This window comes from Paludisphaera mucosa, from assembly GCF_029589435.1.
Classification (GTDB): domain Bacteria; phylum Planctomycetota; class Planctomycetia; order Isosphaerales; family Isosphaeraceae; genus Paludisphaera; species Paludisphaera mucosa.
Map to the genome: position 1 here is coordinate 3,503,746 of NZ_JARRAG010000002.1, position 23,880 is coordinate 3,527,625.

The 23,880-nt window shown below is 71.0% G+C and carries 18 protein-coding genes; 2 read left to right on the top strand and 16 right to left on the bottom strand.

The genetic code is table 11. From position 1 onward, the window contains the following. Window positions 1-48 precede the first annotated feature (48 nt). From PZE19_RS23220 to modA, 3 genes are read right to left on the bottom strand one after another with little or no spacing between them, the layout of a single operon-like run. Window positions 49-1,161 carry a molybdenum ABC transporter ATP-binding protein gene (locus tag PZE19_RS23220; RefSeq protein WP_277862983.1) on the bottom strand — a complete coding sequence of 371 codons (1,113 nt, stop codon included), beginning with the start codon at window positions 1,159-1,161 and terminating at the stop codon, window positions 49-51. After that, window positions 1,158-1,829, bottom strand: coding sequence for a molybdate ABC transporter permease subunit (modB, locus tag PZE19_RS23225; protein ID WP_277862984.1), 672 nt, complete (start codon window positions 1,827-1,829; stop codon window positions 1,158-1,160). The genes PZE19_RS23220 and modB overlap by 4 nt, the downstream gene beginning before the upstream one ends. Before the next feature lie 17 nt (window positions 1,830-1,846). Next, window positions 1,847-2,638, bottom strand: coding sequence for a molybdate ABC transporter substrate-binding protein (modA, locus tag PZE19_RS23230; RefSeq protein ID WP_277862985.1), 792 nt, complete (start codon window positions 2,636-2,638; stop codon window positions 1,847-1,849). A 343-nt stretch (window positions 2,639-2,981) separates the two neighbouring features. Here modA and PZE19_RS23235 point away from each other — a divergent pair, with 343 nt between their 5' ends. Continuing rightward, complete coding sequence (locus PZE19_RS23235) at window positions 2,982-4,472, top strand: hypothetical protein (RefSeq protein WP_277862986.1); 1,491 nt, start codon at window positions 2,982-2,984, stop codon at window positions 4,470-4,472. Window positions 4,473-4,493: 21 nt separating this feature from the next. Here PZE19_RS23235 and PZE19_RS23240 read toward each other — a convergent pair whose 3' ends face one another. Beyond that, entirely contained in the window at window positions 4,494-5,663 is a 1,170-nt protein-coding gene (locus PZE19_RS23240) for a WD40 repeat domain-containing protein (protein ID WP_277862987.1), read from the bottom strand. A 773-nt stretch (window positions 5,664-6,436) separates the two neighbouring features. Between PZE19_RS23240 and PZE19_RS23245 the strand changes: the two genes are divergently transcribed. Further along, window positions 6,437-6,823, top strand: coding sequence for an Hsp20/alpha crystallin family protein (locus tag PZE19_RS23245; protein ID WP_277862988.1), 387 nt, complete (start codon window positions 6,437-6,439; stop codon window positions 6,821-6,823). A gap of 75 nt (window positions 6,824-6,898) precedes the next feature. Here the strand turns inward: PZE19_RS23245 and PZE19_RS23250 are convergent, their stop codons facing one another. From PZE19_RS23250 to PZE19_RS23305, 12 genes are all read right to left on the bottom strand, one after another. Continuing rightward, window positions 6,899-9,871, bottom strand: a complete 2,973-nt coding sequence (locus PZE19_RS23250; protein WP_277862989.1) for a serine/threonine-protein kinase — start codon at window positions 9,869-9,871, stop codon at window positions 6,899-6,901. Continuing rightward, complete coding sequence (locus tag PZE19_RS23255) at window positions 9,861-10,517, bottom strand: sigma-70 family RNA polymerase sigma factor (RefSeq protein WP_277862990.1); 657 nt, start codon at window positions 10,515-10,517, stop codon at window positions 9,861-9,863. The genes PZE19_RS23250 and PZE19_RS23255 overlap by 11 nt, the downstream gene beginning before the upstream one ends. 104 nt (window positions 10,518-10,621) lie before the next feature. Further along, entirely contained in the window at window positions 10,622-11,761 is a 1,140-nt protein-coding gene (locus tag PZE19_RS23260; protein WP_277862991.1) for a WD40 repeat domain-containing protein, read from the bottom strand. 429 nt (window positions 11,762-12,190) lie between these two features. Then, window positions 12,191-13,372, bottom strand: a complete 1,182-nt coding sequence (gene rsgA, locus PZE19_RS23265; protein ID WP_277862992.1) for a ribosome small subunit-dependent GTPase A — start codon at window positions 13,370-13,372, stop codon at window positions 12,191-12,193. 51 nt (window positions 13,373-13,423) lie between these two features. Next, complete coding sequence (locus PZE19_RS23270) at window positions 13,424-13,870, bottom strand: ACT domain-containing protein (RefSeq protein WP_277862993.1); 447 nt, start codon at window positions 13,868-13,870, stop codon at window positions 13,424-13,426. Window positions 13,871-14,017: 147 nt separating this feature from the next. Then, window positions 14,018-16,558, bottom strand: a complete 2,541-nt coding sequence (locus PZE19_RS23275; protein WP_277862994.1) for a hypothetical protein — start codon at window positions 16,556-16,558, stop codon at window positions 14,018-14,020. 218 nt (window positions 16,559-16,776) lie between these two features. Beyond that, window positions 16,777-17,643 (bottom strand): extracellular solute-binding protein, encoded by an 867-nt coding sequence (locus PZE19_RS23280; RefSeq protein WP_277862995.1) that lies wholly within the window; start codon window positions 17,641-17,643, stop codon window positions 16,777-16,779. Window positions 17,644-17,657: 14 nt separating this feature from the next. Continuing rightward, window positions 17,658-18,101 carry a hypothetical protein gene (locus tag PZE19_RS23285; protein ID WP_277862996.1) on the bottom strand — a complete coding sequence of 148 codons (444 nt, stop codon included), beginning with the start codon at window positions 18,099-18,101 and terminating at the stop codon, window positions 17,658-17,660. A 19-nt stretch (window positions 18,102-18,120) separates the two neighbouring features. Beyond that, window positions 18,121-19,026 (bottom strand): DUF1559 domain-containing protein, encoded by a 906-nt coding sequence (locus PZE19_RS23290; protein ID WP_277862997.1) that lies wholly within the window; start codon window positions 19,024-19,026, stop codon window positions 18,121-18,123. 100 nt (window positions 19,027-19,126) lie between these two features. Further along, window positions 19,127-19,315 carry a hypothetical protein gene (locus PZE19_RS23295; protein ID WP_277862998.1) on the bottom strand — a complete coding sequence of 63 codons (189 nt, stop codon included), beginning with the start codon at window positions 19,313-19,315 and terminating at the stop codon, window positions 19,127-19,129. Then, window positions 19,312-20,787, bottom strand: coding sequence for a DUF1501 domain-containing protein (locus PZE19_RS23300; RefSeq protein ID WP_277862999.1), 1,476 nt, complete (start codon window positions 20,785-20,787; stop codon window positions 19,312-19,314). The genes PZE19_RS23295 and PZE19_RS23300 overlap by 4 nt, the downstream gene beginning before the upstream one ends. A 34-nt stretch (window positions 20,788-20,821) precedes the next feature. Continuing rightward, on the bottom strand, window positions 20,822-23,665 hold the full coding sequence (locus PZE19_RS23305) for a PSD1 and planctomycete cytochrome C domain-containing protein (protein WP_277863000.1): 2,844 nt from the start codon (window positions 23,663-23,665) through the stop codon (window positions 20,822-20,824). Window positions 23,666-23,880 lie beyond the last annotated feature (215 nt).

A 23,880-nucleotide genomic window follows, 5' to 3' on the forward strand; every position in this document is an offset into this window, starting at 1 on the left:
GCCGCACCATGAGGCTATCTCAACCGGATGCCTCGCTCCATGCAAGAATCACGTGGCCGATCGCTCGACGCGGACGCTCCGAGCCTTGATGATCAGGTAGGCGTCCCGGCCGGGCGAGAGGCCCAGCGCGTCCGGCGTCGAGTCCAGGGTGCTGACCAGCCACCGAAGCTCTCCCGAGCGGACCACGATCTCGGCCTCGCGGCCGTGGGACGCGATCGCCTCCACCGTCCCTCCGAGCTGATTCCGCGCGCTCAGGCCCGCGATCGGCCCCGAGGCCAGGAGGATCTCGTCGCCCGCCACCTCCACGGCCACCCGCGTCCCGGGCGGCAGGTCGACGAAGGCGGCGATCAGGGAAGGCCCGCCGTCGAGCGCCAGCCGCGTCCATTCCCGGCGCTCGCCGTGCTCGGCGATGCATCCGGAGAAGGCGTTGCGCACGCCCTCAAGGTGGAGGAACTCGGCGCTCCGCGAGGCCGCCAGGACTTCGGCCGGCGGCCCCTGGGCGACCAGTCGGCCGGCTTCGAGCAGGAACAAATGGGTGCCGAGCGTGATCGCCTCGGCCGGGCTGTGGGTGACGTAGAGGATCGGCACCCCCTCGGCGCGCTGCACGCCCCGCAGCCGGTCGAGCAGCGTCCGCCGGCCGGGAAGGTCGAGCGCCGAGACGGGCTCGTCGCAGAGCAGCAGCCGGGGCCGCGGCGCGAGCGCGCGGGCCAGCCCGACGCGCTGGCGTTCGCCCCCCGACAGCGTCTCGACGGGCCGCCCGAGCAGCGAGGCGATGCCGCAGAGCGCGGCCACCTCCTGCACGCGCCGCTCGCGGCCGGCCCGCGGCTCCCCCCGTAGGCCGAAGCCGACGTTGCCGGCGACGTCCAGGTGGGGGAACAGCAGGTCGTCCTGGAAGATCATCCCCACGCGACGCCGGCGCAGGGGGACGTCCACGCCGCGAAGCGGGTCGAACAGCGGCTGGCCCGCGAGCGTCACCCGGCCGGAGTCGGGTCGGGACAGGCCGGCGATGAGCCGCAGCAGCGTCGACTTCCCGGCGCCGGACGGGCCGAAGACGACGCCGATCTCGTCGCCCAGCCGGATCGAGACGTCGACGGTGAGGCCCGCGTGGACTCGGCGGACGACCCGCGCGTCCAGGATCGGGGGCGGCCCCGGGACGCTCAAATCGAGCCTCCCCGGGCGGGGAGCGTCCGCTGCACGAAGGCCAGCGCCGCGATCGAGATCGACGAGATGCACACGGCCAGCCAGGTGGCCTGCCCCTTGTCGCCCGCCTGGACGGCGTCGTAGATGGCCAGCGAGGCGGTCTGGGTCAGGCCCGGGACGTCGCCGGCGACCATCATCGTCGCGCCGAAGTCGCCGAGCGCCCGGGCGAACGCCAGCGCGATCCCCGCCGCCAGCCCCCTCCACGCGAGCGGGAGCGTGACCGCCAGGAAGACCGACGCCTCCGTACGGCCGAGCAGCCGCGCCGCGTCTTCCAGCCGGGGGTCGACGGCCTCGAAGGCCCCCCGCGCCGGCAGCAGGAAGAGCGGGAACGCCGCCACGGCCGACGCCAGCACGGCCCCCGACCAGTGGAAGACCACGACGACGTCGAGAGTCCGCTCCAGCCAGGCCCCGAGCCAGGCCCGGCGACCGAAGACCTGGAGCAGCAAGTACCCCAGGACGGTCGGCGGCAGGACCAGGGGGAGCGCCAGGAAGCCCGCGACCAGGCCCTTGCCCGGCAGCCTCGACCTCGCCAGCAGGAACGCCGCGGGCAGGCCGGCGAACACCACGAGCAGCGTCGCCGTCGTCGCCACCTTGAGGGACAGCCCCAGCGGGCCGAGGTCGTGGAGCACGCGGTGACGCCTCGGGGTCAGGATTTCGGCGGGGTGAATCCGTGCTCGCCCAGCACGCGCTGCGCCTCCGGACCCAGCAGGAAGTCGACGAATCGATGCGCCCGCGCCTTCTGACGGGAGCGGGCGACGACGCCCAGGGCCTGGATCCGCGGCGAGTAAAGCGCCGGATCGATCTCGATCTGCTTCGACGCCGCGCCCGCGGCGAGCGATCGGCTCACCAGGGCCGCGTCGGCGTTCCCCTCCTCGACGTGCAGCAGCGCCTGCGAGACCGAGCCCGCGGGGACGATCTTCGGGCCCAGGGCGTCCCACAGCCCGGCCTTTTCGAGGGCCTCCCGCGCCGCCTTGCCATAAGGCGCGACCTGGGGGTTGGCGATCGCGATCTTGCGGACGACCGGCTTCGCCAGGTCGGCGAGCGACCCCACCTCGGCGGCGGCCGAGGCGTGGACGAGCAGCACCAGCGCGCCCCGGGCGTAGAAGTCCACCGAGCCGTTCTCGACGTGCTCCTCGCCTTCGAGGGCTTTCGGCAAAAGCACGTCGGCGGAGAGGAAGACGTCGAACGGGGCGCCGCCCCGGATCTGCTCGGCCAGGTCGCCCGACGCGCCGAAGGTCGGCGGCGCGACCGGGCCGTCCCGATCTCCATACGTCTCAAGCAGCCTCGGCAGGGCCTTCTGGAGGTCGGCCGCCGCCGCGATCCGCAGCGGCTCGACGGCGGCGGGTCCCGGGCGCGTCCCCGAACAGCCGATCCCGACGATCAGAAACGCGATCAACGGGACGATTCGAAGGCCGGTGCGATGCGATCCGGGGCTCATGCGCTTTCTCTTGCCGTCGGGACGGACCCGACGCCTCGCGCGGTGAGAGGCGGGGCGTCGCGGAGTGCATTATAACCTCCCGACCGCCGCTGCGATTGCGATGCGGGAGCGAATCGGTTAAGAGGAAGCACCGCCGTCGCCGCGGCCGGTCGCGCGTCGTCCACGCGCCGCGATATCCCACCTCGACTTGATCCCGCGATGGGAAGCGGGGGAAAATCGTCCCTGCGACGGCGAACGCGCGGTTTCCGGCGTCGCGACGGCCGCGATCGTCGGGCCCCTCCCCCACGCCGAGGGGCGACGCGCAGCGCAGCCGTCTTTTCTTCGAGGAAAGGCCCCGCCAAGGATGAAGACGGAACAGTTTCTCCAGCACCACGGCATCAAGGGCAATCCGTTCAGCGAGGAGGACGCCCAGACCGACACCGTCTTCAAGCGCCGCTGCTTGACGACGATCCACCACCCCGCCTGGAACAAGTTCTTCGGCAGCCCGGCCGACCCCTCGACGGCCCTGGTCTTCGGCGAGAAGGGGAGCGGCAAGACGGCCCTGCGGCTCCAGGTGACGTCCGAGATCGAGGACTTCAACCAGGCGAACCCGTCGGACCGGGTCTTCGTCATCTCGTACGACGACTTCAACCCCTACCTCGACAACTTCCGGACGGCCGTCCGCGCGACCGACACGAACCAGGTCCTGAAGCGCTGGCAGCTCCAGGACCACATGGACGCGATCCTCTCGCTGGGCGTGACCCAGCTCGTCGACCTGCTGACGTCGGAGAAAGTGGACCTCTCGGTCCTCAGCCTCGACCAGCGCCGCGACCTGCTGCTGCTGTCGGCCCTCTACGACGCCTCGACGGGCGAGCCGATCGAACGCCGCTGGAGCCGGCTCCGCCGCCGTTCGGGCTTCCGCCCGCTCTGGACGCGCCGCGACCTGCAGATCGGCTTCGGGACGACCCTGGCGATCGTCGCCCTGGTCTTCCTCTTCCCCGCCCTGCGAAGCTGGTCGCTGCTCCCCTGGCTGCTGGTGCCGCTGGTCGCCGGCTGGCTCTACTGGGGATGGCGGATCGCGCGCGCCGAGTGGTACTCGCGCGACATCCGCAAGGGGCTGAAGGTGCTCGACCGCGACCCGTCGGCCCTGCGCTGGGAGCTGCTCTGGTTCCGGCCGACCGAGCTGGGCGGACAGCCGATGCCCACCGCCAGCCGCGGCCGCGCCGAGGAGCGCTACGAGCTGCTCCGCAAGTTCCAGGGCGTGCTCAAGACCCTGGGCTACGGCGGCGTCGTGGTCCTCATCGACCGGGTCGACGAGCCCCAGCAGATCGAGGGCGACCCCCGCAAGATGCGGGCCCTGATCTGGCCGCTGCTTGACCACAAGTTCCTGCGCCATCCGGGGATCGGCGTGAAACTGCTGCTGCCGATCGAGCTGGCGTACTACCTGGAGAAGGAAGACAAGGAGTTCTACGACCGCGCCCGGCCGGACAAGCTCAACATGATCAAGCCGCTGCGCTGGACGGGCCCGTCGCTCTACGACCTGGCCAGCGACCGGCTCCGCGCCTGCCAGGCGAACCCGCCGGCCGACGGCGACGGGAACGGTGTCGGCGGCGGCGTCCGGCTGAGAGAGTTCATCGACGAAACCGTCGGCGACGACTACCTGAAGGAGGCCCTCGGCAACCTCCGGACGCCTCGCCACCTCTTCAAGTTCCTGCACCGCCTGATCGAGGAACACTGCCACCGCCACACCGAGGACCAGCCCCGGTGGACGGTGGACTACGACACCTTCCGCACGACCTACGCGTCGTACATGCGCGACCTCGACGCCTTCGATCGGGGCTACGGTCACGGCTGACGCCGTCGCGGCGGCCCCTCGTCAGACGGCGTGGGGCCGCTGCGAAGGCCTGGGCGGGGCGACGGCCGTCGCGGGATGGACCGGCATCCCGGCGGGGAGGCTGATCCGCTTCAAGAGGACCTGATCCGGGACGCTCGACAGGGCGAGCCATCGGCCATCGGCCGAGAAGTCGAGCGTCCTCACCCAGCCCGTCGCCCCTTCCAGGACCCCGGCGGTCTTGCCGCTCTTCGGGTTCCAGAAATGGATGCGGAGGTCCGAGCCGCACGAGGCGAGGACGCCGCCGTCCTGCGAGAAGGCCAACGCGTGCGATTCGCGCTCCGCCGCCTCGCACATCGTCTTCGCTCGCCCCCCGACCGCGTCCCAGATCTCGATCTGATCCGACGACGGCACGTTGAGCCGACTGAGGGCGAGCAGGTCCCCCACCGGGTTCAGCGCGAACGTCAGGATCGGGCGGGCGGCGTCGTCGAGGTCGTGGAAAAATCTGACCTCGCGGACCTGGTCGCCGAGGTCCCACGTCTTGAGTCGGCCGTCATAGCTCAGCGAGATCAGGCGGCGGGCGTCGGGCGTGAAGGCGAGTTTTCGCACGACGTCCAGGTGGCCGCCGAGCGTCGCCTTCACGCTCCCCGATTGCACGTCGACGAGGCGGACCTGATGGTCGAATCCGCCCAGGACCAGGGTCTTGCCGTCGGGCGAGAACGTCAGGGACCGATTGGCCCCCACCGCTTCCACGGTCCGAGGGTCGGCACCGTCGTCTTGCCAGTCCCAGATGGTCAGGCCGTCGAGGCCCGCGACGGCGACGGTCCGGCCGTCGGGGGAGAACTCGGCCGCGTAGATCTCGCCGACGATCGACAATCGCGCCTGTTCCTGGCCGAATCCGCCCGCGAGGGGGTCGCGTACGTCCCAGACCCGCACGGTCCGATCCCAGCCCGAGCTCAACAGGGTCTTGCCGTCGGGCGAGAACCGGAGCGTCTCGATCAGGCCGAGATGGCCGCCGAGGGTGAATCCGTCCTTTCCGGCCGTAACCGCTTCGTCCTCCACGAACGCCAGCCCCAGCGCCAGCACCGCCACCAACGCGCCGAGCCGTTCCCATGTGAACAGGGAGAGCCGGACCGTCCGACGCTGCGAACGTCCGCCGTCGGGCTCCTCGCAAGGATCCTGCGACTCGTCGTCTCGTTCCCTCTCGCGTTGCATCTGCCTACCTCCCTACGACGACGGCCTCGAGTCGTCAGACCCATCGAGGCGCCGTCGGCGCGCGGGGCGGCCCGAAGACGCCCATCGGGGTCTTGAGGGCCGGCCTGGTTCCAGGCCGATCGGGTCGGAATAGCCATTTCGATGGTCCCGAGGGCGGCGATCGGCTCGATCCGCCCGGTCGGTCGTCGCTCGTCGGCGACCCTCTTCCTGGCGATCCGCCTTCCGCGGCGACGCCGTCACGACCTACTTCGCACGATCTTCAGGCTTCGAGTCGGGGCGACTCCTGAAGCCTTTCAGCGTTTCTACGAGATTATTCGGACTGGGGACATCCCTCGTCGGAATTTCCCCACGCATCATCTCGTGACTTCATTGATGCAACTCTAGTACCTAGGCGTCGATTTTCCTTAGCAAGGTCGACCATTCTCCGAATGGCAGCCGAGATGGCCAAAATCCACTTGAATGCCAATTTGGCATCACGAATTGCTTATCGACTGCCGTAATCAAATGGGATCTCGAGGCTATGGTTCCATCGTTTTTCTCTAAACCTCAATCCGATTATCGTTTGCGATTTTCTATTGAATTGGCATCCATCGTGCTTTCGTCCCAACTTCAAGAGGTTCTCGCAGAGAGAGACCTCTGAGTGAAACGATAGGCCCGAATCCCGACGGACGACGTCTCGACGGATTTGAATCGAGGAGAGTGAAACCATGTCCACCTTCACGCGTAATCGGTTCCCTGTGGCAGTCCATGGTCTCGGTCGTTTCGACAGGGAGATGGAAGCCCTTTTCGGGCGATACCTGGGGGAAGGTTCCCAGGCGAAGGCTTTGAACCGATCGGGCGGCGATCCCCTGCCCCTCTCGCTCTGGAGCGACGAGGGCTGGTTTCATATCGAGGTCGACCTGCCCGGGGTCGAACTCAAGGACGTGGACGTCTCGATCCACAAGGACGTCCTGACGATCAAGGCCCAGCGCGCGGTGGTCGAGGAGCGGCGCTACGCCTACAACGGCCGGACGTTCGGCCGCTTCGAGCGGTCGCTGACGCTTCCCGAGTCGGTCGACTCCGAATCGGTCGACGCCCGGCTCGCCGACGGTGTCCTTCACCTGACGCTCCGCAAGCGGCCCGAGGCGCACGTCAGGAAGGTCGAAATCCGTCAGGACTGAGTCGGCGACGTCGCGAGATCCGAACCGCCTCGCAAGAGGGCCGGCCCGCCGACGCGCGGGCCGGCCTCCGTTCGCTCAGGGCCTGAGGAACGGGTCGTCGTGCGGGACGGGCCCACGTCGGCGTTTGAGGGCCGCGCCGAACCGGGGCCTGCCGGGGCCCGAGGGCGCGACCCGGTCCTCGCTCGGGCTCCCGATCCGGCGTCCGGGGAGGCCGAACCACGGGCTGGCGATCACGTCGGCGATGCCCGCGGGAGGGGCGGTCGGATCTCCGATCGCCTCGCCCATCAGGGCTCGGGCCTCGGCGAGGAAGCGATGCAGCTCCAGGTCGTCGGGACGCTCGCGACGCCGGTATTCCTCGGAACGGCGGTACCAGTCGCGGGCTTCCTCCTTGCGGCCGAGCCTCCAGAGGGTCATGGCCAGGCCGAATCCGTCGAACGCCTTCTCGTCGGCGTTCAGCTCCAGGGAGCGTTCGAAGGCCGCCTTGGCGCCCTGCCAGTCGCCGTTGCGGTAGCGGGCGACGCCCAGAGTGTTCCAGCAGGCCCACGCGTCCGGGGCGTTGGCCACGACCAGCTCGGCCAGCTCGACGGCCTTGGCCGGGTTCCGCGCGGCGATGTCGGGCGTGGTCACCAGGTACCAGGCGATGTTGTTCAGGCGGACCTGCTCGAAGGCCTCGCGCTTGGGGTCGTATTCGGAGGCCGTCTTGAGTGCGGCCTCGGAGTCTTCGGGGCGGTCGGTCTCCCAGTACAGCCGGCTCAACACCTCGTACAAACGGCCCAGCTCGCGCTTGTACCGCGGGACGCGCGGGTAGTCGGTCACGAGGCGTTTCAGGGCGGCGATCCCCTGCTCCAGCGAGACGACCGCCTCTTCGTGCCGGCGGGCTTCGAGCTGGAGCTCCCCGAGTCGAGCGTAGCAGCGGGCCAGCGATTCCCGGCCGACCGGATGGACGGAGGATGCGGCCTGGAATTCCTCGACGAGCTTGAGGCCCTTGCGATACGCCGCCTCGGCCTCGCCGCGGCGGCGGCCGAGTTGCAGCCAGGTCCCCAGGCCCGTGTAGGCGGAGGCCAGCTCATTCTTGAGGTCGATCGCCGGCGGCTGCCCAGGTCCGACCCGGCCTTCCAGGGGCTCCAGCAGGCCGAGGGCTTCGTTCGTATCCGCCAGAGCCTTCTCGATCCGCCCGGTGTCGCCCTCGATGTTCGCCTTGAGGTTCAGGGCCTGGGCCAGGGCGAATCGATTCGACGGGTCGGCCGGCGCGTGCTCGACGGTCTGGCGGAAGAGCTGGACGGACTGCTCGACGGCCCAGTCGCAGGGCCCGTAGACCGCCTGCCGTCGCAGGAGGTCCGCGTACTTCCGGAGGATGACGGCGAGCTGGAACGCGTTGGCGTCGTCCGGCGCGGCTTCGAGACGCTTGAGCATGCCCTGCATGGCCCGACGGTAGGCGTCTTCCGCCTCGCCGATCTGGCCGAGCGTCAGGCGGATGTCGCCGATCCGGCTGTAGGCGTTGAACGTGCGGTCGATCACCCGCCGGTCGGCGTCGTTGCGCGACGCGATCAGCTCGTAGAACTGCAAGGCGGTGCGGAGCAGGTCGACGTCGCCGCGATCGTCCTCCGACTCGCGCGGGAACCACGACTCGGCCGAGTCCAGGTAGAGCTCCAACGCGCGGTGGGCGACGTCGAGATTGACCTCGGCCCGGTCGAGCTGCATCCGCCGCGCGTCCGACTCGCTGCGGATGCGGGACATGGCGCCCCAGATCACCAGCGTGCTGATCGCCAGGCAGACCGTGGCCAGCACCAGGACCCCGGCCAGGGCCGCGGCGATCGGCCGATGCCGACGCCCCCAGCGCACGGCGTGCTCGATCAGGGTCGGGCGGCGGGCGAGGACGGCCTTGTCGTCGAGGAACCGCCTGAGGTCCTCGGCCATCTCGCGCGCCGAGGCGTATCGGTTGGCGGCCTCCTTCGCCATGGCCTTCAGGACGATCGTCTCCAGGTCGCGCGGGACCTGGGGCGTCGATCGGGAGGGCGGGGCCGGATCCTCGTTGGTGATCCGCTGCACGAGTGCGGCCATCTCGCCGCCCGGGAAGGCCGGTTCGAGGGCCAGCAGCTCGTAGAGCGTCACGCCCAGCGAGTAGAGGTCGGTGCGGTGGTCGACGACGCCCCGGTCGGCGATCACCTGCTCGGGGCTCATGTAGCGGAGCGTCCCCACGAGGTCGCCCGTCGCGGTCAGCCCCGAAGCCCCGTGCAGCCGGGCGAGGCCGAAGTCGGCGACCCAGAGATCCCCCTCCTCGTCGATCAAAAGGTTGCTCGGCTTGACGTCGCGATGGACCACGCCCAGGCCGTGCGCATGGTCGAGCGCCTCGGCCGCCTGCAGGCCGAGCCGCGCGACCCGGCGGAAGAACGTGGCCCCCGGCCGGGAGGATCGGGCGGGCGGCTCGTCGCCGTCGCGAGAAGGCGGGGCCCACGACGGCGGCGAGCCGGGATGGGCGTCGCGCTGCCGCCGCATCTCGTCGATCCACGCCGAGAGCGGGCGTCCCGAGATGTACTGCATGCTGTAATAATGGACGCCCGAGTCGCAGCCCACGGCGTAGATGGGGACGATGTTCGGGTGCCGCAGGTGGCCCGCCGCCTGGACCTCGACCTGGAACCGCTGGACGTGGCGGGGGTCCATCGCCGCCGTCGACGGCAGCAGCTTCAGGGCGACGCGACGGCCCAGCGACGACTGCTCGGCCTCGTAGACGATGCCCATCCCGCCGCGTCCCAACTCGCGGATGATGCGGTAGTCGCCGAGGCGCTCCGGCGGCATGGGGACGCCGCCCTGGAACCAGACCCCCGCGCTGCGGAGGCGGTCGAGCCCCTCCAGGCATTCCTCCAGCTCGGTCGCGATCGCCGCGTGCTCGCGGAGGAAGGCCGAGCGGAGGGGCCGTTCGCCGCGCGCGCAGGCAGCCTCGTACTCGTCCAGCGCCCGGGCGAGGCGGGGGTCGTCGTCGCCGTCGGGCCCCGCCGCGAAGTCGGCGCTGAACGCCTCGGTCGCGTCCTCCGGCCGTTCAAAGTCCATCGAGCGCCTCCAGTTCGCGACGGAGCTTGGCGAGGGCCCGGGCCCAGAGGTTCTTGACGCTGTCCTGCGTCCGCCCCATGCGTTCGGAGACTTCGGGGAAGCTGAGGCCTTCGAGCTGGCGGAGGATGATCACCTCGCGATAGTCGGCGGTCAATCCATTGAGCGCGTCGGCCAGCAGGACGGCCTGCTCCCGGCGCGACGCCTGGGCGCTCGGCGAGCTCTGGGTGGCGACCAGCGGCCCGATCATGGCCTTCGACGACCGGTCGAGATCCTCGTAGAGGTCGCGCTCCAGGCGGACGTCCCGCCGCTTGGCGCCGAAGTACCGGCGGATCTGGTTGGCCAGCACGCCGCCGAGGATCTGCCGCAGCCACGCCAGGAACTCGCCCTCGGACCCGCCCCGGAAGCCGCCGATCCGGCGGTGGACCTCCAGCGACACGTCCTGGACCAGGTCGAGCACGTCGATCTTGGCCTGGATCCGCCGGCCGAGCTGGACCCGGGCGAGGAGGGCGAGGTAGTTGTGATACCGCTGGAGCAGCAGCCCCAGCGCCGCGCCGTCGCCCGCGCGCGCGCCGTCCAGCAGGCGTTCGACGGGCGGGCTCGTTTCGCCGGCGAGGCTCATCAGGCTGGGCTCCGAGGGATCGGCCACCGTCTCTCCCGGATCGCACCGCGGTTTCCAGCAGCACTCTCGACGACCGCGCCGGGGAGTGTCGATCTTAAGGGATTCGGCGACCGAGGTCTCGCCCCTTCCGGTCAGCCGGCCCGCGACTTCGGGCCGTCGTGCCGCGTCCCCAGGCGTTTGTCGGCGGGGGCGGCGGGGACGTCCCAGAAGCGGATGGCCCCGTCGCGGCCGCCGTAGGCCAGGCGTGAGCCGCCCTGGGTGAAGAGGATCGTCTTGACCCATCCCACGCCCTTGTCGAGCGTGCCGCGGACCTCGCCCGTGCGTGCGTCCCAGAGCTGGATCGTCTGGTTCACGCCGGCGGCCGCGATCAGGCCCCCGCCCGGCGAGAAGGCCAGGGCGTTGAAACCCTCGTCGCCGCCCATCCTGGCCTTCACCTCGCCGCTGGCCAGGTCCCAGAGGATGGCCCCCCCTCCCTCGCCCGCCCGCCACGCGGCCGTCGCGATGGTGCGGCCGTCGGGCGAGAAGGCGAAGCAGTGGACGCGGCCGAGCTTGCGGGCGATCGGCTGCTCGCGCCCCGTCTTCCAGTCCCAGATCCGCAGCTCGCCGCCGAACGTGGAGGCGGCCACGCGATCGCCGTCGACCGAGAAGGCGACGGAGTGGACCATGTCGGTCAGGCCCTTCAGGACGACCCGCTCTTCCATGGAGGGGATCGCAAGGATCCGGATCTCGCCCGTCTCGCCGCCGATCGCCAAGGACCGCGAATCGGGCGCGAACGCCAAATAGCGATAGTCGCTCCCCTCCTTCGCCACCAACGGCTTCCATCCCTCGGCCCCGTTCTCCCAGACGGCCAGGTGCTTGGCCCCGCCGACGGCCAGGTAGCGGCCGTCGGCGCTCGGCGCCAGGGCGTAGGGATGCGAGTCGTGGGGCAGCGTGAGCACCTCTTCGCCCCAGGTCGGCTTGCCGAGGTCCAGGTCCCAGAACCGGACCGTGTCGTCGGAGCCGGACGAGATCAGGACGTCCCGGTTGGTATCGAGGGCCAGCGCCTCGAGCAGATCGTCGTGGCCGCCCGTGGTCGAGCCGTGGCTGCGGCCGCGGCCTTCGTCCTCGATGTCGAGCCGCGTCGAGAGGATGACGGCGACGATCGCCGAGACCAGCAGGAACACCGCCGCTTCCCAACTCACCCACGACAACCGCACTCGACCGCCGCGGGTCCGGCGTCCGCCTTCGGCACGTTCATCCTCGATCCGGCCGAGTGACTGTTCGTCGTTCATGGCTCTCCGATCTCCTATCGAGCGCTAGGGCGCGAACTCGTTCCACGCCGCGGCTTTGCGGCAGACCGACCGCCTTCTCGTCCCTTGCTCGCGACGGCGCGGCGGTCGAAATCGTGCGGCCCTACGGGTGATGATTCGCGGGGACGACGAATTTCTTGCGGCCGAGCCCGAGAAACCTGCGAGCCGCCCCTTGCCGGGCGCGTACCCCCTAGGATCGGGCGACCTCGCCTCGCCGGCGATGTGCCGTCGGCGACCGTCCCGACCCGTTCCGCTTCGCCTCGCCGTTCACGAAACTAGTCGTTGAAGCGGCCCCGATAGCGCCGCGGATTCTCGGAAGGCCGCCGCCAGCGGAGAACCCATGCGCCCTACCGACCCGGCCGAGGGCCGGCGGGTTCGCTCAGGTCTGCGACGAGGTCGTCGCCGCGGCGGTCAGAAGCCCTCGTCGGGCTTCTGGTGGTAGAGCTTGAGGTAGCTCTCGTAACGTCCCGCGTGGATCCACCCCCAGTAGACCGCGTCCTTGACGGCGCAACGGTTCTCGTGGGTATGGGAGCAGTCGGGGAAACGGCAGAGGGGGATGAAGGGGCGGAATTCGACGAAGCAGCCCTCCAGCTCGGCGGGGAGGACGCCCCAGAGCTCGAACTGCCGCAGGCCGGGCGTGTCGACGACGTAACCGCCGTCGTTCAAACGGATCAGCTCGGCGGTGGTCGTCGTGTGCTTGCCCTTGGACGTCCAGTCGGAGACCTCGTTCACGCGCAGGTTCAGCCCGGGCTGGATGACGTTGAGCAGGGAACTCTTGCCGACGCCGCTCTGGCCGGAGATGGCCGTCACGCCCTTCCGCAGCAGGCCCCGGAGGCGGTCGATGCCGCGGCCGTCGGGGGCCGACGTGACGATCGTCTCGTAGCCGAGCTGCGTGTACAGGCCGACCACCCATTGATAGGGCGCGACGTCCACGAGGTCGGCCTTGTTCAGCACGATCACGGGGCGGACGCCGCCGACCTCCGCGGCCGCGAGGTAGCGGTCGATGAGGCTGATCTTGAGGCCGGGCTCGGCGAGCGCCGAGACGATGAAGACGGAATCGACGTTGGCGGCCAGAACGTGGCGCCGGCCGCGATAGCCGCGGGTGACGACCCCGCTGCGGGCTTCGACCCGTTCGATGACCCCCTCCTCGCCGCCCCCCTCGGGGGGTCGGAACCAGACGCGGTCGCCGACGGCGACGACGTTGCGGCCGTCGATCGCCATGCTCTTGAGCAGTCGGCGGACGTGACACGGGAACGACCGGCCGTCGTCCGTGTCGACCACGTTGAGCAGGCCGTGGATCCGGACGACCCGGCCCGCGACCCAGGCCGACTCGTCGACCGCCCGCCGCCCGGACGCCCCCTCGCCGCCGCCCCCGGCGCCGCCGCCCCCCGGCGGGGACGGCGCCTCGTTCACGTCCGTCATGATGGTGCGACGGCGCGACATCTCCCCCTTGGGACGGACCCGCTCGCCGGCGATCGACTCGGACGAGGCCGGCTTCTCGTCGCCGAACGCGCGCGTCAGGTCGTTGGCCCGCGTACGCTTCTGGCGGTTCTTCTTCAGGTCGATCCGGACCTTCTTCTTCTTGTTCGCCAAGTCGAGCCCTTCGATCGGGGGGGAGGAAACGGCCGCGGCCCGGATTCGGCCTCAGCGCGAGTGCAACGGGCGCCGGCCGCCCGGCTTCTCCGAGGTCGAGGCGCCCGGCTCTCGCAAGATCTGCTGGGCGCGCTTGAGGTTCGCGGTGTGCAGGATCGCCAGGGCCTTGCCCTGGCTCGTCGTCGACGAGACGTAGGCGTACTCGATGTTGATGTGCTCGGCCGCCAGCTTCTCCAGGACGCCCGCCAGCGAGCCCGTGCGGTTCTCGATCTGGAGGGCGAGCACCTCGTCGACGGTGGACTCGGTCCCCAGTGAGGTCAACACGCGTTTGGCGGCGTCGAGGTCGGAGGTCACCAGGCGGAGGACGCTGACGCCGCCGGACTCCATGACGCTGATGGCCAGGACGTCCACCTTCTCCTGGGCGAGAGCCGAGCAGATCTTCGCCAGCCGGCCGGGCTTGTTCTCGAGACGGGCGGTGACTTCACTGACGAGTTCCATCGATGCGTCCTCCGATACGAGAGCGGATTCAGGACGACGGATCGACCGCGAGGCCGACGGGCCTCGCGGTCGCGGCCCGACCCCCGCGGCTGTCGCGCAGGTCGGGACCGAGAGACGATTCCTGGGGCGCGGCCGAAGCCCGGGGCGTCAGCGGTCCGGTCCGCGGCGACCGGCCCCGCCTTTCGGCGGCATGGCCCCCGCTCCCGGCTGGCCCGGTCCGGCCCCCGGCTGGCCGGGCTGTCCCGGCTGGGCCGGTGCGGCCGTCGCGGCCGCGTTCGCGGCGGCCGCCCTGGCGGCGACCCGGGCGCTCGCGATCGCCGGGGCGAGCATCGCGGGGAGCACCCCCTTGGTCCCCAGCAGGGCCGTCATGTCGGGGAACGCGCCGCGGGTGACGATCCGGATCGAATCGTCGTCGACGGCCACGGTCGTCGTCGACGGGAACATCAGGGCCTTCAATTCGTCGGCCTTCGGGAGGTGGGCCGGGTCGACGCGGATCGAGATCATCGAGGCGTCGCCCGGACCCGGCGCCGCGGCGCCGGGGCCTCCGCCCTGGGGACCCTGGGGCCCCATCGACGAACTGCCCACGCCCGGGGACATCATCCCGCCGGGGCCCCGCATCCCGCTGCTGCTGCCGCGGCTGGACGACATCCCGCTGTTCGACGACCCGCCGGGGGCGATCATGCCGCTGCTCGACGACCCGCCGGAGGACGACAGGGCCGAGGAGATGCCCGGCAGGCCCGCCGCTCCCTGGCCCGGCGCGTTGGCGACGGCCGGCGGGTTCAGGATCACCTCGCTGGCGGCGATCGCGGTGTTGATGCCGGTCTGCAAGGTCCCGGGGAGGCTCGCCAGGACGGCCGCGGTCGTCTCGCGGAAGTCGCCGTACATGAGCAGGACGGCGGACTCCGGCGCCTTGGCGAGGGCCTGGGCGATGGCCTCCGGGGCCGTCCAGGTCTTGCGCCGCAGCGATTCGACCGCCAGCCGCGCCGCCTCGGGAGAGGTCGAGACCGCCAGGAATCCCGCCTCCAGGCGGACGGTCGGCTTGAAGCCGGGCGTCACGAACTTCGCCTGGGACGACGTGGGGACGTACAACGTATAGGTGCGAGAGTTCTCGCCCGCCTGGCTGGGGAGGAGGCGGAATTCGGGGATGGCGGCCTCGTCGCGGCGGCGGTCCTTGCGCTCGCCGCCGGCCCCTTCGCCCTCGCCCCGCCCGCCGGGAAAGCCCGGACCGCCGGGACCGCCCGGGCCGGGCCTCGCGGCCTCCGCCTTGACCGCCGCGGCGACCTGCTCGGCGGCGGCCTCCTTGATCTTCCGGTTGACCTCCAGCATGACCGCGTCGAGCGCCCGGCTGAAGCGGGCCGGGTCGCCGACCTCGGCGACCAGCACGGGCTTGGGCGTCCGAGGGCCCATCATGCTGAGCAGCGCGGTGGGGTCGGTGAGGCTGCCGGCCGGCGCTTCCTCGACGGTCGCGGCGGAGGTGTTGGGGGACAGGTAGACGACCACCCGCGGCCCCAGGTTGCCCAGGAAGTCCTTCTCGAAGTCCATGCGGCTCCGGGTCCGGACGTTCTCGGCGATCTCCTCATACCTCCCCTTGGCCACCTCGCCGGCGCCGAGCGCGACCGACTTGATCATGGCCGACCACTGCTCGGGCTTGAGCGAGGCGGAGGCGAAGTATTCGACGCCGTCGGGGATGGGCAGCAGCTTCTTGGCCTCGAAGACGGGCTGGTCGAGGAACGCCAGCGCGCCCTGCCGGGGCTTGGGGGCCACGATCCGGGTGACGCTCGCCAGGGCGTCGTCCTGGAACCCCCAGACGTACTCGACCTTCTTGACGCCGAGGTCGACCATGGGCTGATCCAGCTTCCCCGGCCGGACGTTGGGGTCGACGAAGGCCCTCAAAACGGGGACCAGGCCCGCTTCGATCTTGGCGAGGGCGGTCACCGGTTCGTAGCCCACCACGTTGGGCGACTTGCCGTCGAGCGTCGCCGCGACGGCGTCGGCGTCGGAGGGCTGGCCGAAGCCGATCACGAGGTCTTCCTTCTTCTCGGGCCACCAGGCCCATCCCTGATCGGGCGTCTTGGGATCCCCCTTCGCCGACGGGACGACGACGATCACCCGGCCCCCCTTCCGCTCGGGCCGAGGCTTGGCGGCGGGGTCCATGAACGAGCCGACGAGGCGGCTGAACAGCGCCTGGCTCTCCTTGCTCGTCACCGCCCCCTTGAGCACGATCACCCCGCGCCTTCCCGTGGGGGCGCTCGGGTCGGCGTGGGCGGCGACGACGAAGCCCTTGCGGGCGAGGTGCTTGATGATGGCCACCCCGTCGGCCCCGTTGATCTTCCGATTCGGCAGCCAGCCCGCGACGCGTTCGAACAGCGGGACGCCGACCTCCTGGAGCATGGCGCCCATCGGCGTGTCGTTGAGCATGCGGTACGCGGCCGTCTTGCGCCAGGCGTCCTCGTGGGCGTCGAGGCCGTCGAATTCCAGGTACATCCCCAGGTTGTCGCGTGCGACATAGGCCGCGCCGGGGGTCGACGTCGCGGGGGATGCCGGCTCGACGGCCGCCGACTTGGCGGCGGGCGCCGTCTGGGCCGCCGCGTCGACCGGGATGCAGAGCCCGACGAGCGCCGCCGCCAGCAAGGCGGGGGCGACCCGGCGGTCCGGAGTGCGGGACGGGTCGAACGGGAGTCGTCGCACGGGGGCGGTCCTCAGGGATGTGTCCGGGATGCAAGACGCGACGCCGCGTTCCGGCGCTCCCCGCGTCGGCGTGCGACGGCCGCGGACGCCGCCGCGACCCTCGCCGACGAGCGCGCTCGGGGGCCGGATCAACCCTCATGGTATGGTTGATGCCATCCCGCGCCAACACGTCGCCCGGGGAAGCCGACCGCGATCTCTTCGTCGTCCTCGAAACGGGATCAGCGACCGGACGACCGGGCCTCGGCCGATCCGGGCGCCCGCCGGGGATCGGCGGGCGAGAAGCCGTGGGCGAGGAAGACGGCCGCCCCCTCCGGCGAGGCGACCAGCTCGGCGAAGCTCCGGGCCGACTCCTCGTGAGCGGTCGAATCCAGAAGTGCGATCGTCACGCGGACGTGGTCCAGCTCGATCCGGCCCAGCGACGGGTGCGCCATGACCGACTCGGGCCCCTCCTGAGGGCGCTGCTCCGCGGGGACGTCGACGGCCTCGATCTTCTCGCGGTTGGCGTAGACCACGGCGTTCCAGACGAACGCCGCGTCCAGCTCGTCGGCGACGAGGGCCGCGGCCAGCTGGCGACCGGCCGCGGCCCGCTTGACCACGTTCGCCTCGACCTCGCGCTCGACGCCCGCCTTCCGCAGCATCAGCGCGAGGATGTTCCCCGAGATCGCGGTCCCGGGATTGGTCACGCCCATCCGCACGCCCGGCCGGGCCAGGTCCTTCAAGCCCTTGATCCCCTTGGGGTTGCCCCGGGCGACGGCGATCACCGGCGTGAGCGAGGCCGGATTCCAGGCGCGTCGCACCTTGATCCCGTCGCGGTCCAGCATGGCCAGGAACGGGTCGTGGGAGATGAACAGGTCGGCGTGCTCGACGACCTTGATGCGCTCGATGAGCGAACGGGGGTCGTTCATCTCGACGACGACGTGGACGCCGGTCCGCTCCTCGTAGACCCTGGCCAGCTCCTCGATCGACGTCTTCATGCTCGGCCCGGTCAGGCAGAGGATCGACGGCTTGTCGTCGGCCCCGGCGGCCGCGGGCGCGATCGCGAGTCCGAAGACTGCGATCAGAAGACGGAGGGAACGCATTCTCATGGCGGATCTCCCGATCAGCGACGCGACTTGGCCGCCTTCAAATCGATGGGGGGGATGACGTTCTCGCCGGGACGGATCGTGGCCTGGAGCCCGGACGTTTCCGCCCTGGCGTAGCGGCCGCGCAACCGGTCCTCGCCGCCGCCCGCGTCGTCTGCGAGGAGGCCGGGGCCGCCCCGCCAGACGACCGTCAGGCGGTATTCGCCGGCCGGGGCCCCGTCGCCGGCCGTCCGGGTGCTCGGCCGGAACGCGCCGTCGGGCTCCACGATGGCGGTCGGTGGCGGCGTGACGGTGCCGAGCGTCTGTGTGGAATGGAAGACGACCTCCGCGCCGACGGCCGGCGCGCCGTCGACGAGGACGCGTCCCGATACCGGGTGGATGGGCGGTCCGTCCTGGGGCTCGCCGCAGCCCGCGAAGACCGCCGTCGCCAGGAGGGCGGGGCGAAGCCGTCGTAGGTCCATCCGCATCTCCGGGGCTCGCTCAGTATTCCGACGCCGAGACGATCTCGCCGCCGTCGCGCGTGGCCAGGGCGAAGACGATCGGGACGGCGACCGTGTCCTTCAAGAACCGGACGCCGCCGTCGCAGAAGGCGACGTTGGCCCCGCCGACGTGGAAGCCGTAGACGCCCTGCGAATTGCTGCAATTCACGGCGCAGGCCCAGCCCAGCGCGCGGCCGTCGGCCGTGTAACCCTGGAACTGAAAATGCTGCCAGGCGGCCCAGGGCCCCCACCACATCGGCAGGTTCAGGCCCACCGTCGTGGGCTGCCGCACCCGATTCCGCAGGTAGTAGCCGGGACGTCCCGCCTGCTCCTGGATCAGGGTCGTGTTCGACGTGCCGTCCACGATGTTGCCGATGGGCTGGAGGTCGTCCTGCGTCTTCAGGGCCGGGTTCCGCGTCGTGCCGGCGGGGAGGCCCTGGGGGTTCAGCAGGTGGTTGACGAAGTAGTCGCCGACCGCCCCGGTGGTGTTGAACGGGACGTTGGACTGGTCGCCCATCGCCATCAACAGGTCGTCGTGCGGGGCCGACGGGCAGAGGAACGTCGCCACGACCGTCTGGACCACGGTGGAGTTGCCCAGGTGGTAGAAATGCAGGCCGAGGTTGAAGCCGTCGTAGAGCGGGCGCTGTTCCAGGTGGGGGAGCAGGTCGACGCACCATCCGTGCGACGCCGGGATCGTCGTCCGGGCCGGCGGGAAGCCGCGGCGGACGTCGTGGAAGTTCAAGAACCCGAGCGCCGCCTGCTTGAGGTTGTTGAGGCACTGCGCCCGCCGCGCCGTCTCGCGGGCCGCCTGCACGGCGGGCAGCAAGAGGGCGATCAGGATCGCGATGATCGCGATGACGATCAGCAGCTCGATCAGGGTGAACCCCCGACGACGTCGATCAGCCATGTTGACGCAATCCCCCCGGTGATGCACCTCGGCCCGTCGTCCCCGGCGAACGATCCTAGGGACAAACGTCAGAGCAATCAAGGGGAAAGCGGCCGACGATTCATTCGCGCGGCGCGGGGGCGGCCTCGACGCCGGCCGAGGGCGCGGCCGCGGCGGGGGGCTCACGGTCGGCGGCGGGTTCGACCGCGAGCCGGTTCCACGAGGCGGCGATCGCGTAGCCGAGCAGGCCGCCGATGACGACCATGCCCAGGGCCTGGAGCCGTCGAGGGGTCAGCAGGCGGGCGCTCACGCGACGATCTCGTGCACGACGCGGCCGTGGACGTCGGTCAGGCGGAAGTCGCGGCCTGCATAGTGGAAGGTGAATTTCTCGTGGTCGAAGCCGAGCAGGTGCAGGATCGTGGCGTGGAGGTCGTGGACGTGGACCTTGTTCTCGACGGCCTGGAAGCCCAGCTCGTCGGTCGCCCCGTGGACGTGGCCCTTCTTGACACCGCCGCCCGCCAGCCAGGCGGTGAAGCCGTAGTGGTTGTGGTCGCGGCCGTTCATCTTGCCGGCGTTGGCGCCGGGCGTGGGCAGCTCGACGGTCGGCGTGCGGCCGAACTCGCCCGAGCAGACGACGAGCGTGTCGTCGAGCATCCCGCGCTGCTTGAGGTCGAACAGGAAAGCGGCGATCCCCTGGTCGCACTGCTGGGCGAGCGAGCGATGGCCGGTCTCCAGGTCGTCGTGGTTGTCCCAGGGCTGCCCCGCGCCGTGCCAGAGCTGCACGAACCGAACGCCGCGTTCGAGGAGCCTGCGGGTCGCCAGCAGCTGGCGGGCGTGGACGCCCGGCCCGTAGAGGTCGCGGACGTGCTGCGGCTCGCGATCGACGTCGAACGCGTCGGCGGCCTCGGACTGCATCCGGTAGGCCAGCTCGAACGACTGGATGCGGGCCTCCAGGTCGGCCTCGTGCCGGCGACGGTCGAGGTGCTCGCGGTTCAGCTCCGCGAGCAGGTCGAGCTGGGCGCGCTGGGCCTGCGGGCCGACTCCGTGGTTGCGGATGTGGGCGATCAGCTTCTCGATGTCGGTGTTGCGGCTGTCGAGGTACGTCCCCTGATATACGCCCGGCAGGAATGCCGACTGCCAGTTCTGGGACTCGGCGATCGGGAAGCCGTCGGGGCACATGACGAGGAAGCCGGGCAGGTTCTGGTTCTCGGTCCCGAGCCCGTAGAGCACCCACGAGCCCAGGCTGGGCCGCGCCTGCCGCGCCTCGCCGCAGTTCATGAGCATCAAGGACGGCTCATGGTTCGGGACGTCGGCGTGCATCGAGCGGACGACGCACATCTCGTCGGCCATCTGGGCCGTCCGCGCGAAGATCTCGCTGACTTCCAGGCCGCTCTCGCCGTACTTGCGGAACTTGTAAGGCGACCCCAGCGCCGCGCCGGTCTTGCGCTCGGTCGGCAGGTTGGTCGGGACTTCCTTGCCGTGGTACTTGGTCAGCGTCGGCTTGGGATCGAAGGTGTCGACGTGCGACATCCCGCCGTTCATGAACAGGTGGACGACCCGCTTGGCCGTCCCCTTCCCCGGGGCCGCCTTGGGGAGCAGCGGGTTGGCCGACATCCCGGCCGGCGCGGGGACGGCGTCGGCGGCCCGCGCCGCGCGACCGAGGCCGCCGGTCTCCGAGAGCAGCGCGCCGAGGGCCAGCGAGCCGAAGCCCACGCCCGAGCGGCAGAGCATCTCGCGGCGGGTGGCGAGCCTGTTTTCGAGCCCGTTGGGGACGTGCGACATCGGGAAAGCCCTCAAACCCGGGCGGCCGGGTCGATCAATCGACGAAGAGGAATTCATTCGTGAGCATGAGCACCTGGGCGAGCTGCGCCAGGGGCGGCGCCGTGGGCTCGTTCGCGGCGGCGGGACGGCCCACGAAGGCCAGGGCCAACGCCGCCTCGCGCTCGTCCGGCCCGCGTCCCAGCACCCGCTCGTAGACCGACCGCACGGCCGCGGCCTGGTCGGCCGTCGCCACTTCGGCGGCCAGGCGGCGGGCCTGGTCCTGCACGAACGGGCTGTTCATCAGGAACAACGCCTGCTGGGGCACCGTCGTGACGAACCGTCGCGGGTTGGTGGCGTCGGGGATGGCGAAGTCGAACGCCCGGTAGACCCCGTCCATGTTCTGGCGGTCGATGAACCCGTACACCGTGCGGCGGGGCGGGTTCGATGAGCCGTCGAAGGCGACCGACGGCCCCCCCCGCGCCGGGTCGAGCGAGCCGCAGACGGCCAGGATCGAGTCGCGGAGGGCCTCGAAGTCCAGCCGCTGGCGGTTGAACCGCCAGACCAGCCGATTGCGGGCGTCCTTGACCAGGCAGTCGGGCCGCAGGACGCTCGACTGCTGATAGACGCTCGACAGCATGATCCGGCGATGCAGGCCCTTGATCGACCAGCCGTCGGCGACGAAGCCGGCCGCCAGGTCGTCGAGCAGGTCGGGATGCGAGGGCGGGTCGGCCCGGACGCCGAAGTCGCTGGGGCTGTCGACCAGCCCTTCGCCCAGGTGCCAGCGCCAGACGCGATTGACGATCACCCGGGCCGCCAGCGGGGCCGCCCGGCCGACGATCGCCTGGGCCAGCTCCAGCCGGCCGCTCCCCTTCGCGAACGGCTGACGCTCGGGGCCGCTCAGGACCTTGAGGAACTGACGCGGGACCGGCTTCCCCGGACGGCCGGGATTGCCGCGGACGAAGACGTGGGGGTCCGTCGGCTGGGGGGCGTCGTTCATGACCATCGCCCGGCGGATCCGCCCGGCCGACGCCTTGTCGACCTCGGCGATCTTGTTCTCGAGCTTCTGAAGCTCGGCGCGCTGGGCCCGGTCGATCAGCCCGCGGTCCTCGCCGGGTCCCGGGATCAGCGGCCCGCCGGGGGCGTGCAACGCCTGCCGGAGCGACTCCCACTCGGGCTCGGCCAAAGGCTGCCCCTTCTTGTCTCCCGCCGCGCGGAGGCGCTCTTCCACCCCGGCGAGCAGGGCCGCATAGCCGGCGGCGACCTGCTCCATCGAGGTCGGCTTCGCCTCGCGGAGGGCCGCCAGGACGAGGGGATGGACCGAACCCGGCTTCGCCTGGTTCCGTTCGTCGAGCTTCGCGAACGTCTCGGGGGCCTGGGCCGTAAACTCGTCCTTGGGCAGGGCCTGGAAGAGCTTCCAGGGGGCGAGCACGGGGTCGGCGTCGGCGGCGGGGACGTCGACGCGGGCCTTCCACAGCCGGGCGGCCAGCCGCAGCCGGAGCGAGGCCAGGCCGTCGCGCTTGGCGCGGTCGTCCGCCCCCGTGGCTCGGGGGTCGAAGCCGACGTCGTACGCGGCCTTCAGGTAGAGCGAGCCGCGGGCCTGGAGGTCGTCGACGACCTCCGCCCGGCGGGCGGCCTTGTAGTCGTCGCGGGCCTTGCGGGCCTCGGCGAGCTGCTTCTCCAGGTCCTGGACGTCGGCCGACTCGGCCGCCGAGCCGCCGTCGAGCCGGGGCAGCTCGGCGGGCTCGATCGAGCTGGCGAAGACGCCGTACAGCGAGTAGTAGTCCTCGGTCGGGATCGGGTCGAACTTGTGGTCGTGGCAGCGGGCGCAGGCGACCGTCAGGCCGAGCAGGCCGCGGCCCACCAGGTCGATCCGGTCGTCGATGATCTCGTTCTTGTCCTGCAGGAACCGCCGGCCGACCGTCAGGAAGCCCATCGCCGCCAGCCGCTTGGTATCGCCATCGGCCGGGAGCTGGTCGGCGGCAAGCTGCTCGACGACGAAGCGGTCGAAGGGGACGTCGGCGTTGAAGGCGTCGATCACGTAGTCGCGATAGGTGAACGCGTACGGGTACTTGCGCTCCTCCTGGAAGACGTACCCCTTCGTGTCGGCGTAGCGGGCGACGTCCAACCAGTGTCTCCCCCAGCGCTCGCCGTAGAGCGGCGAGGCCAGCAGTCGGTCGACGACCTTCGCGAAGGCGTCGGGCGACGGGTCGGCTTCGAAGACCCGGATCTCGTCCAGCGTCGGCGGGACGCCCAGCAGGTCGAGCGAGGCGCGGCGGAGGAGCGTCCGGCGGTCGACGGCCGGGGACGGGGTCATCCCCTCCTGCTCAAGCCTCGCGAGAATCCGGGCGTCGAGCGACGACCGGACCCAGGCGCGATCGTGGACGTCGGGAGCGGGCGCGGGCTTCAGCGGCTGGAAGGCCCAGTGGTCGCGGGCGGGATCGGCGGCCGAGGCCGACGGGCCGGCCGCGGCGTCGCCCCAGGGCGCGCCCATCTCGACCCAGCGTGTGAGGGCCTGGATCGCCGGTTCCGAAAGCTTGCCGGCGGGGGGCATTTTCAGCCCCTCGTCGCCGGCGTGCGCCAGGGCCTGGACCATGGGCGACTCGGCGGGCTTGCCGGGGACGACCGCCGGGCCCAGCGAGCCCCCCTTGAGGATCGCTTCGCGGCTGTCGACGCGGAAGTCGGCCTTCTGCTTCTCCGGCCCGTGACACTTCTGGCAGGACTCGACCAGGACCGGCCGGATCGACGTCTCGAAGAAGGCCACCGCGTCGGCCGTGGGCTTCGCGCCCGCCGCCGGTTCCTCGCCGTTCGCGACCAGGGGGCTGATCAGCATCGCCAGGGCGGCGACGGTCGTTCGAGAGGGGCGTCGGAGCCGATCGCGCGAGGCGTCATGCATGGTCATGAGTCGATCCGCTTTTTCGGCTGGAGGCTGGGGGGATGTCCAGTCGACCGGTCGTCGACGGCGGGGCGGTTCCGCGGGCGGCAAGGCGGGGCGAGCGGTGGGCCGTCGGCGCGCAGGGATCGGATCACCCTTGGGGCCGCGTCGCCTGTATCATGGACGCGCGAGCCCCCGAAATCAACCCCCAATATTCAAGGTTGCCTTTATCCGACGCCCCG

Coding starts and splice junctions, on each gene's coding strand:
- modA (WP_277862985.1), bottom strand. CDS start 2,638: ATGAGCCCCGGATCGCATCGCACCGGCCTTCGAATCGTCCCGTTGATC.
- PZE19_RS23235 (WP_277862986.1), top strand. CDS start 2,982: ATGAAGACGGAACAGTTTCTCCAGCACCACGGCATCAAGGGCAATCCG.
- PZE19_RS23240 (WP_277862987.1), bottom strand. CDS start 5,663: ATGCAACGCGAGAGGGAACGAGACGACGAGTCGCAGGATCCTTGCGAG.
- PZE19_RS23245 (WP_277862988.1), top strand. CDS start 6,437: ATGGAAGCCCTTTTCGGGCGATACCTGGGGGAAGGTTCCCAGGCGAAG.
- PZE19_RS23250 (WP_277862989.1), bottom strand. CDS start 9,871: ATGGACTTTGAACGGCCGGAGGACGCGACCGAGGCGTTCAGCGCCGAC.
- PZE19_RS23260 (WP_277862991.1), bottom strand. CDS start 11,761: ATGAACGACGAACAGTCACTCGGCCGGATCGAGGATGAACGTGCCGAA.
- PZE19_RS23270 (WP_277862993.1), bottom strand. CDS start 13,870: ATGGAACTCGTCAGTGAAGTCACCGCCCGTCTCGAGAACAAGCCCGGC.
- PZE19_RS23280 (WP_277862995.1), bottom strand. CDS start 17,643: ATGAGAATGCGTTCCCTCCGTCTTCTGATCGCAGTCTTCGGACTCGCG.
- PZE19_RS23285 (WP_277862996.1), bottom strand. CDS start 18,101: ATGGACCTACGACGGCTTCGCCCCGCCCTCCTGGCGACGGCGGTCTTC.
- PZE19_RS23290 (WP_277862997.1), bottom strand. CDS start 19,026: ATGGCTGATCGACGTCGTCGGGGGTTCACCCTGATCGAGCTGCTGATC.
- PZE19_RS23300 (WP_277862999.1), bottom strand. CDS start 20,787: ATGTCGCACGTCCCCAACGGGCTCGAAAACAGGCTCGCCACCCGCCGC.
- PZE19_RS23305 (WP_277863000.1), bottom strand. CDS start 23,665: ATGACCATGCATGACGCCTCGCGCGATCGGCTCCGACGCCCCTCTCGA.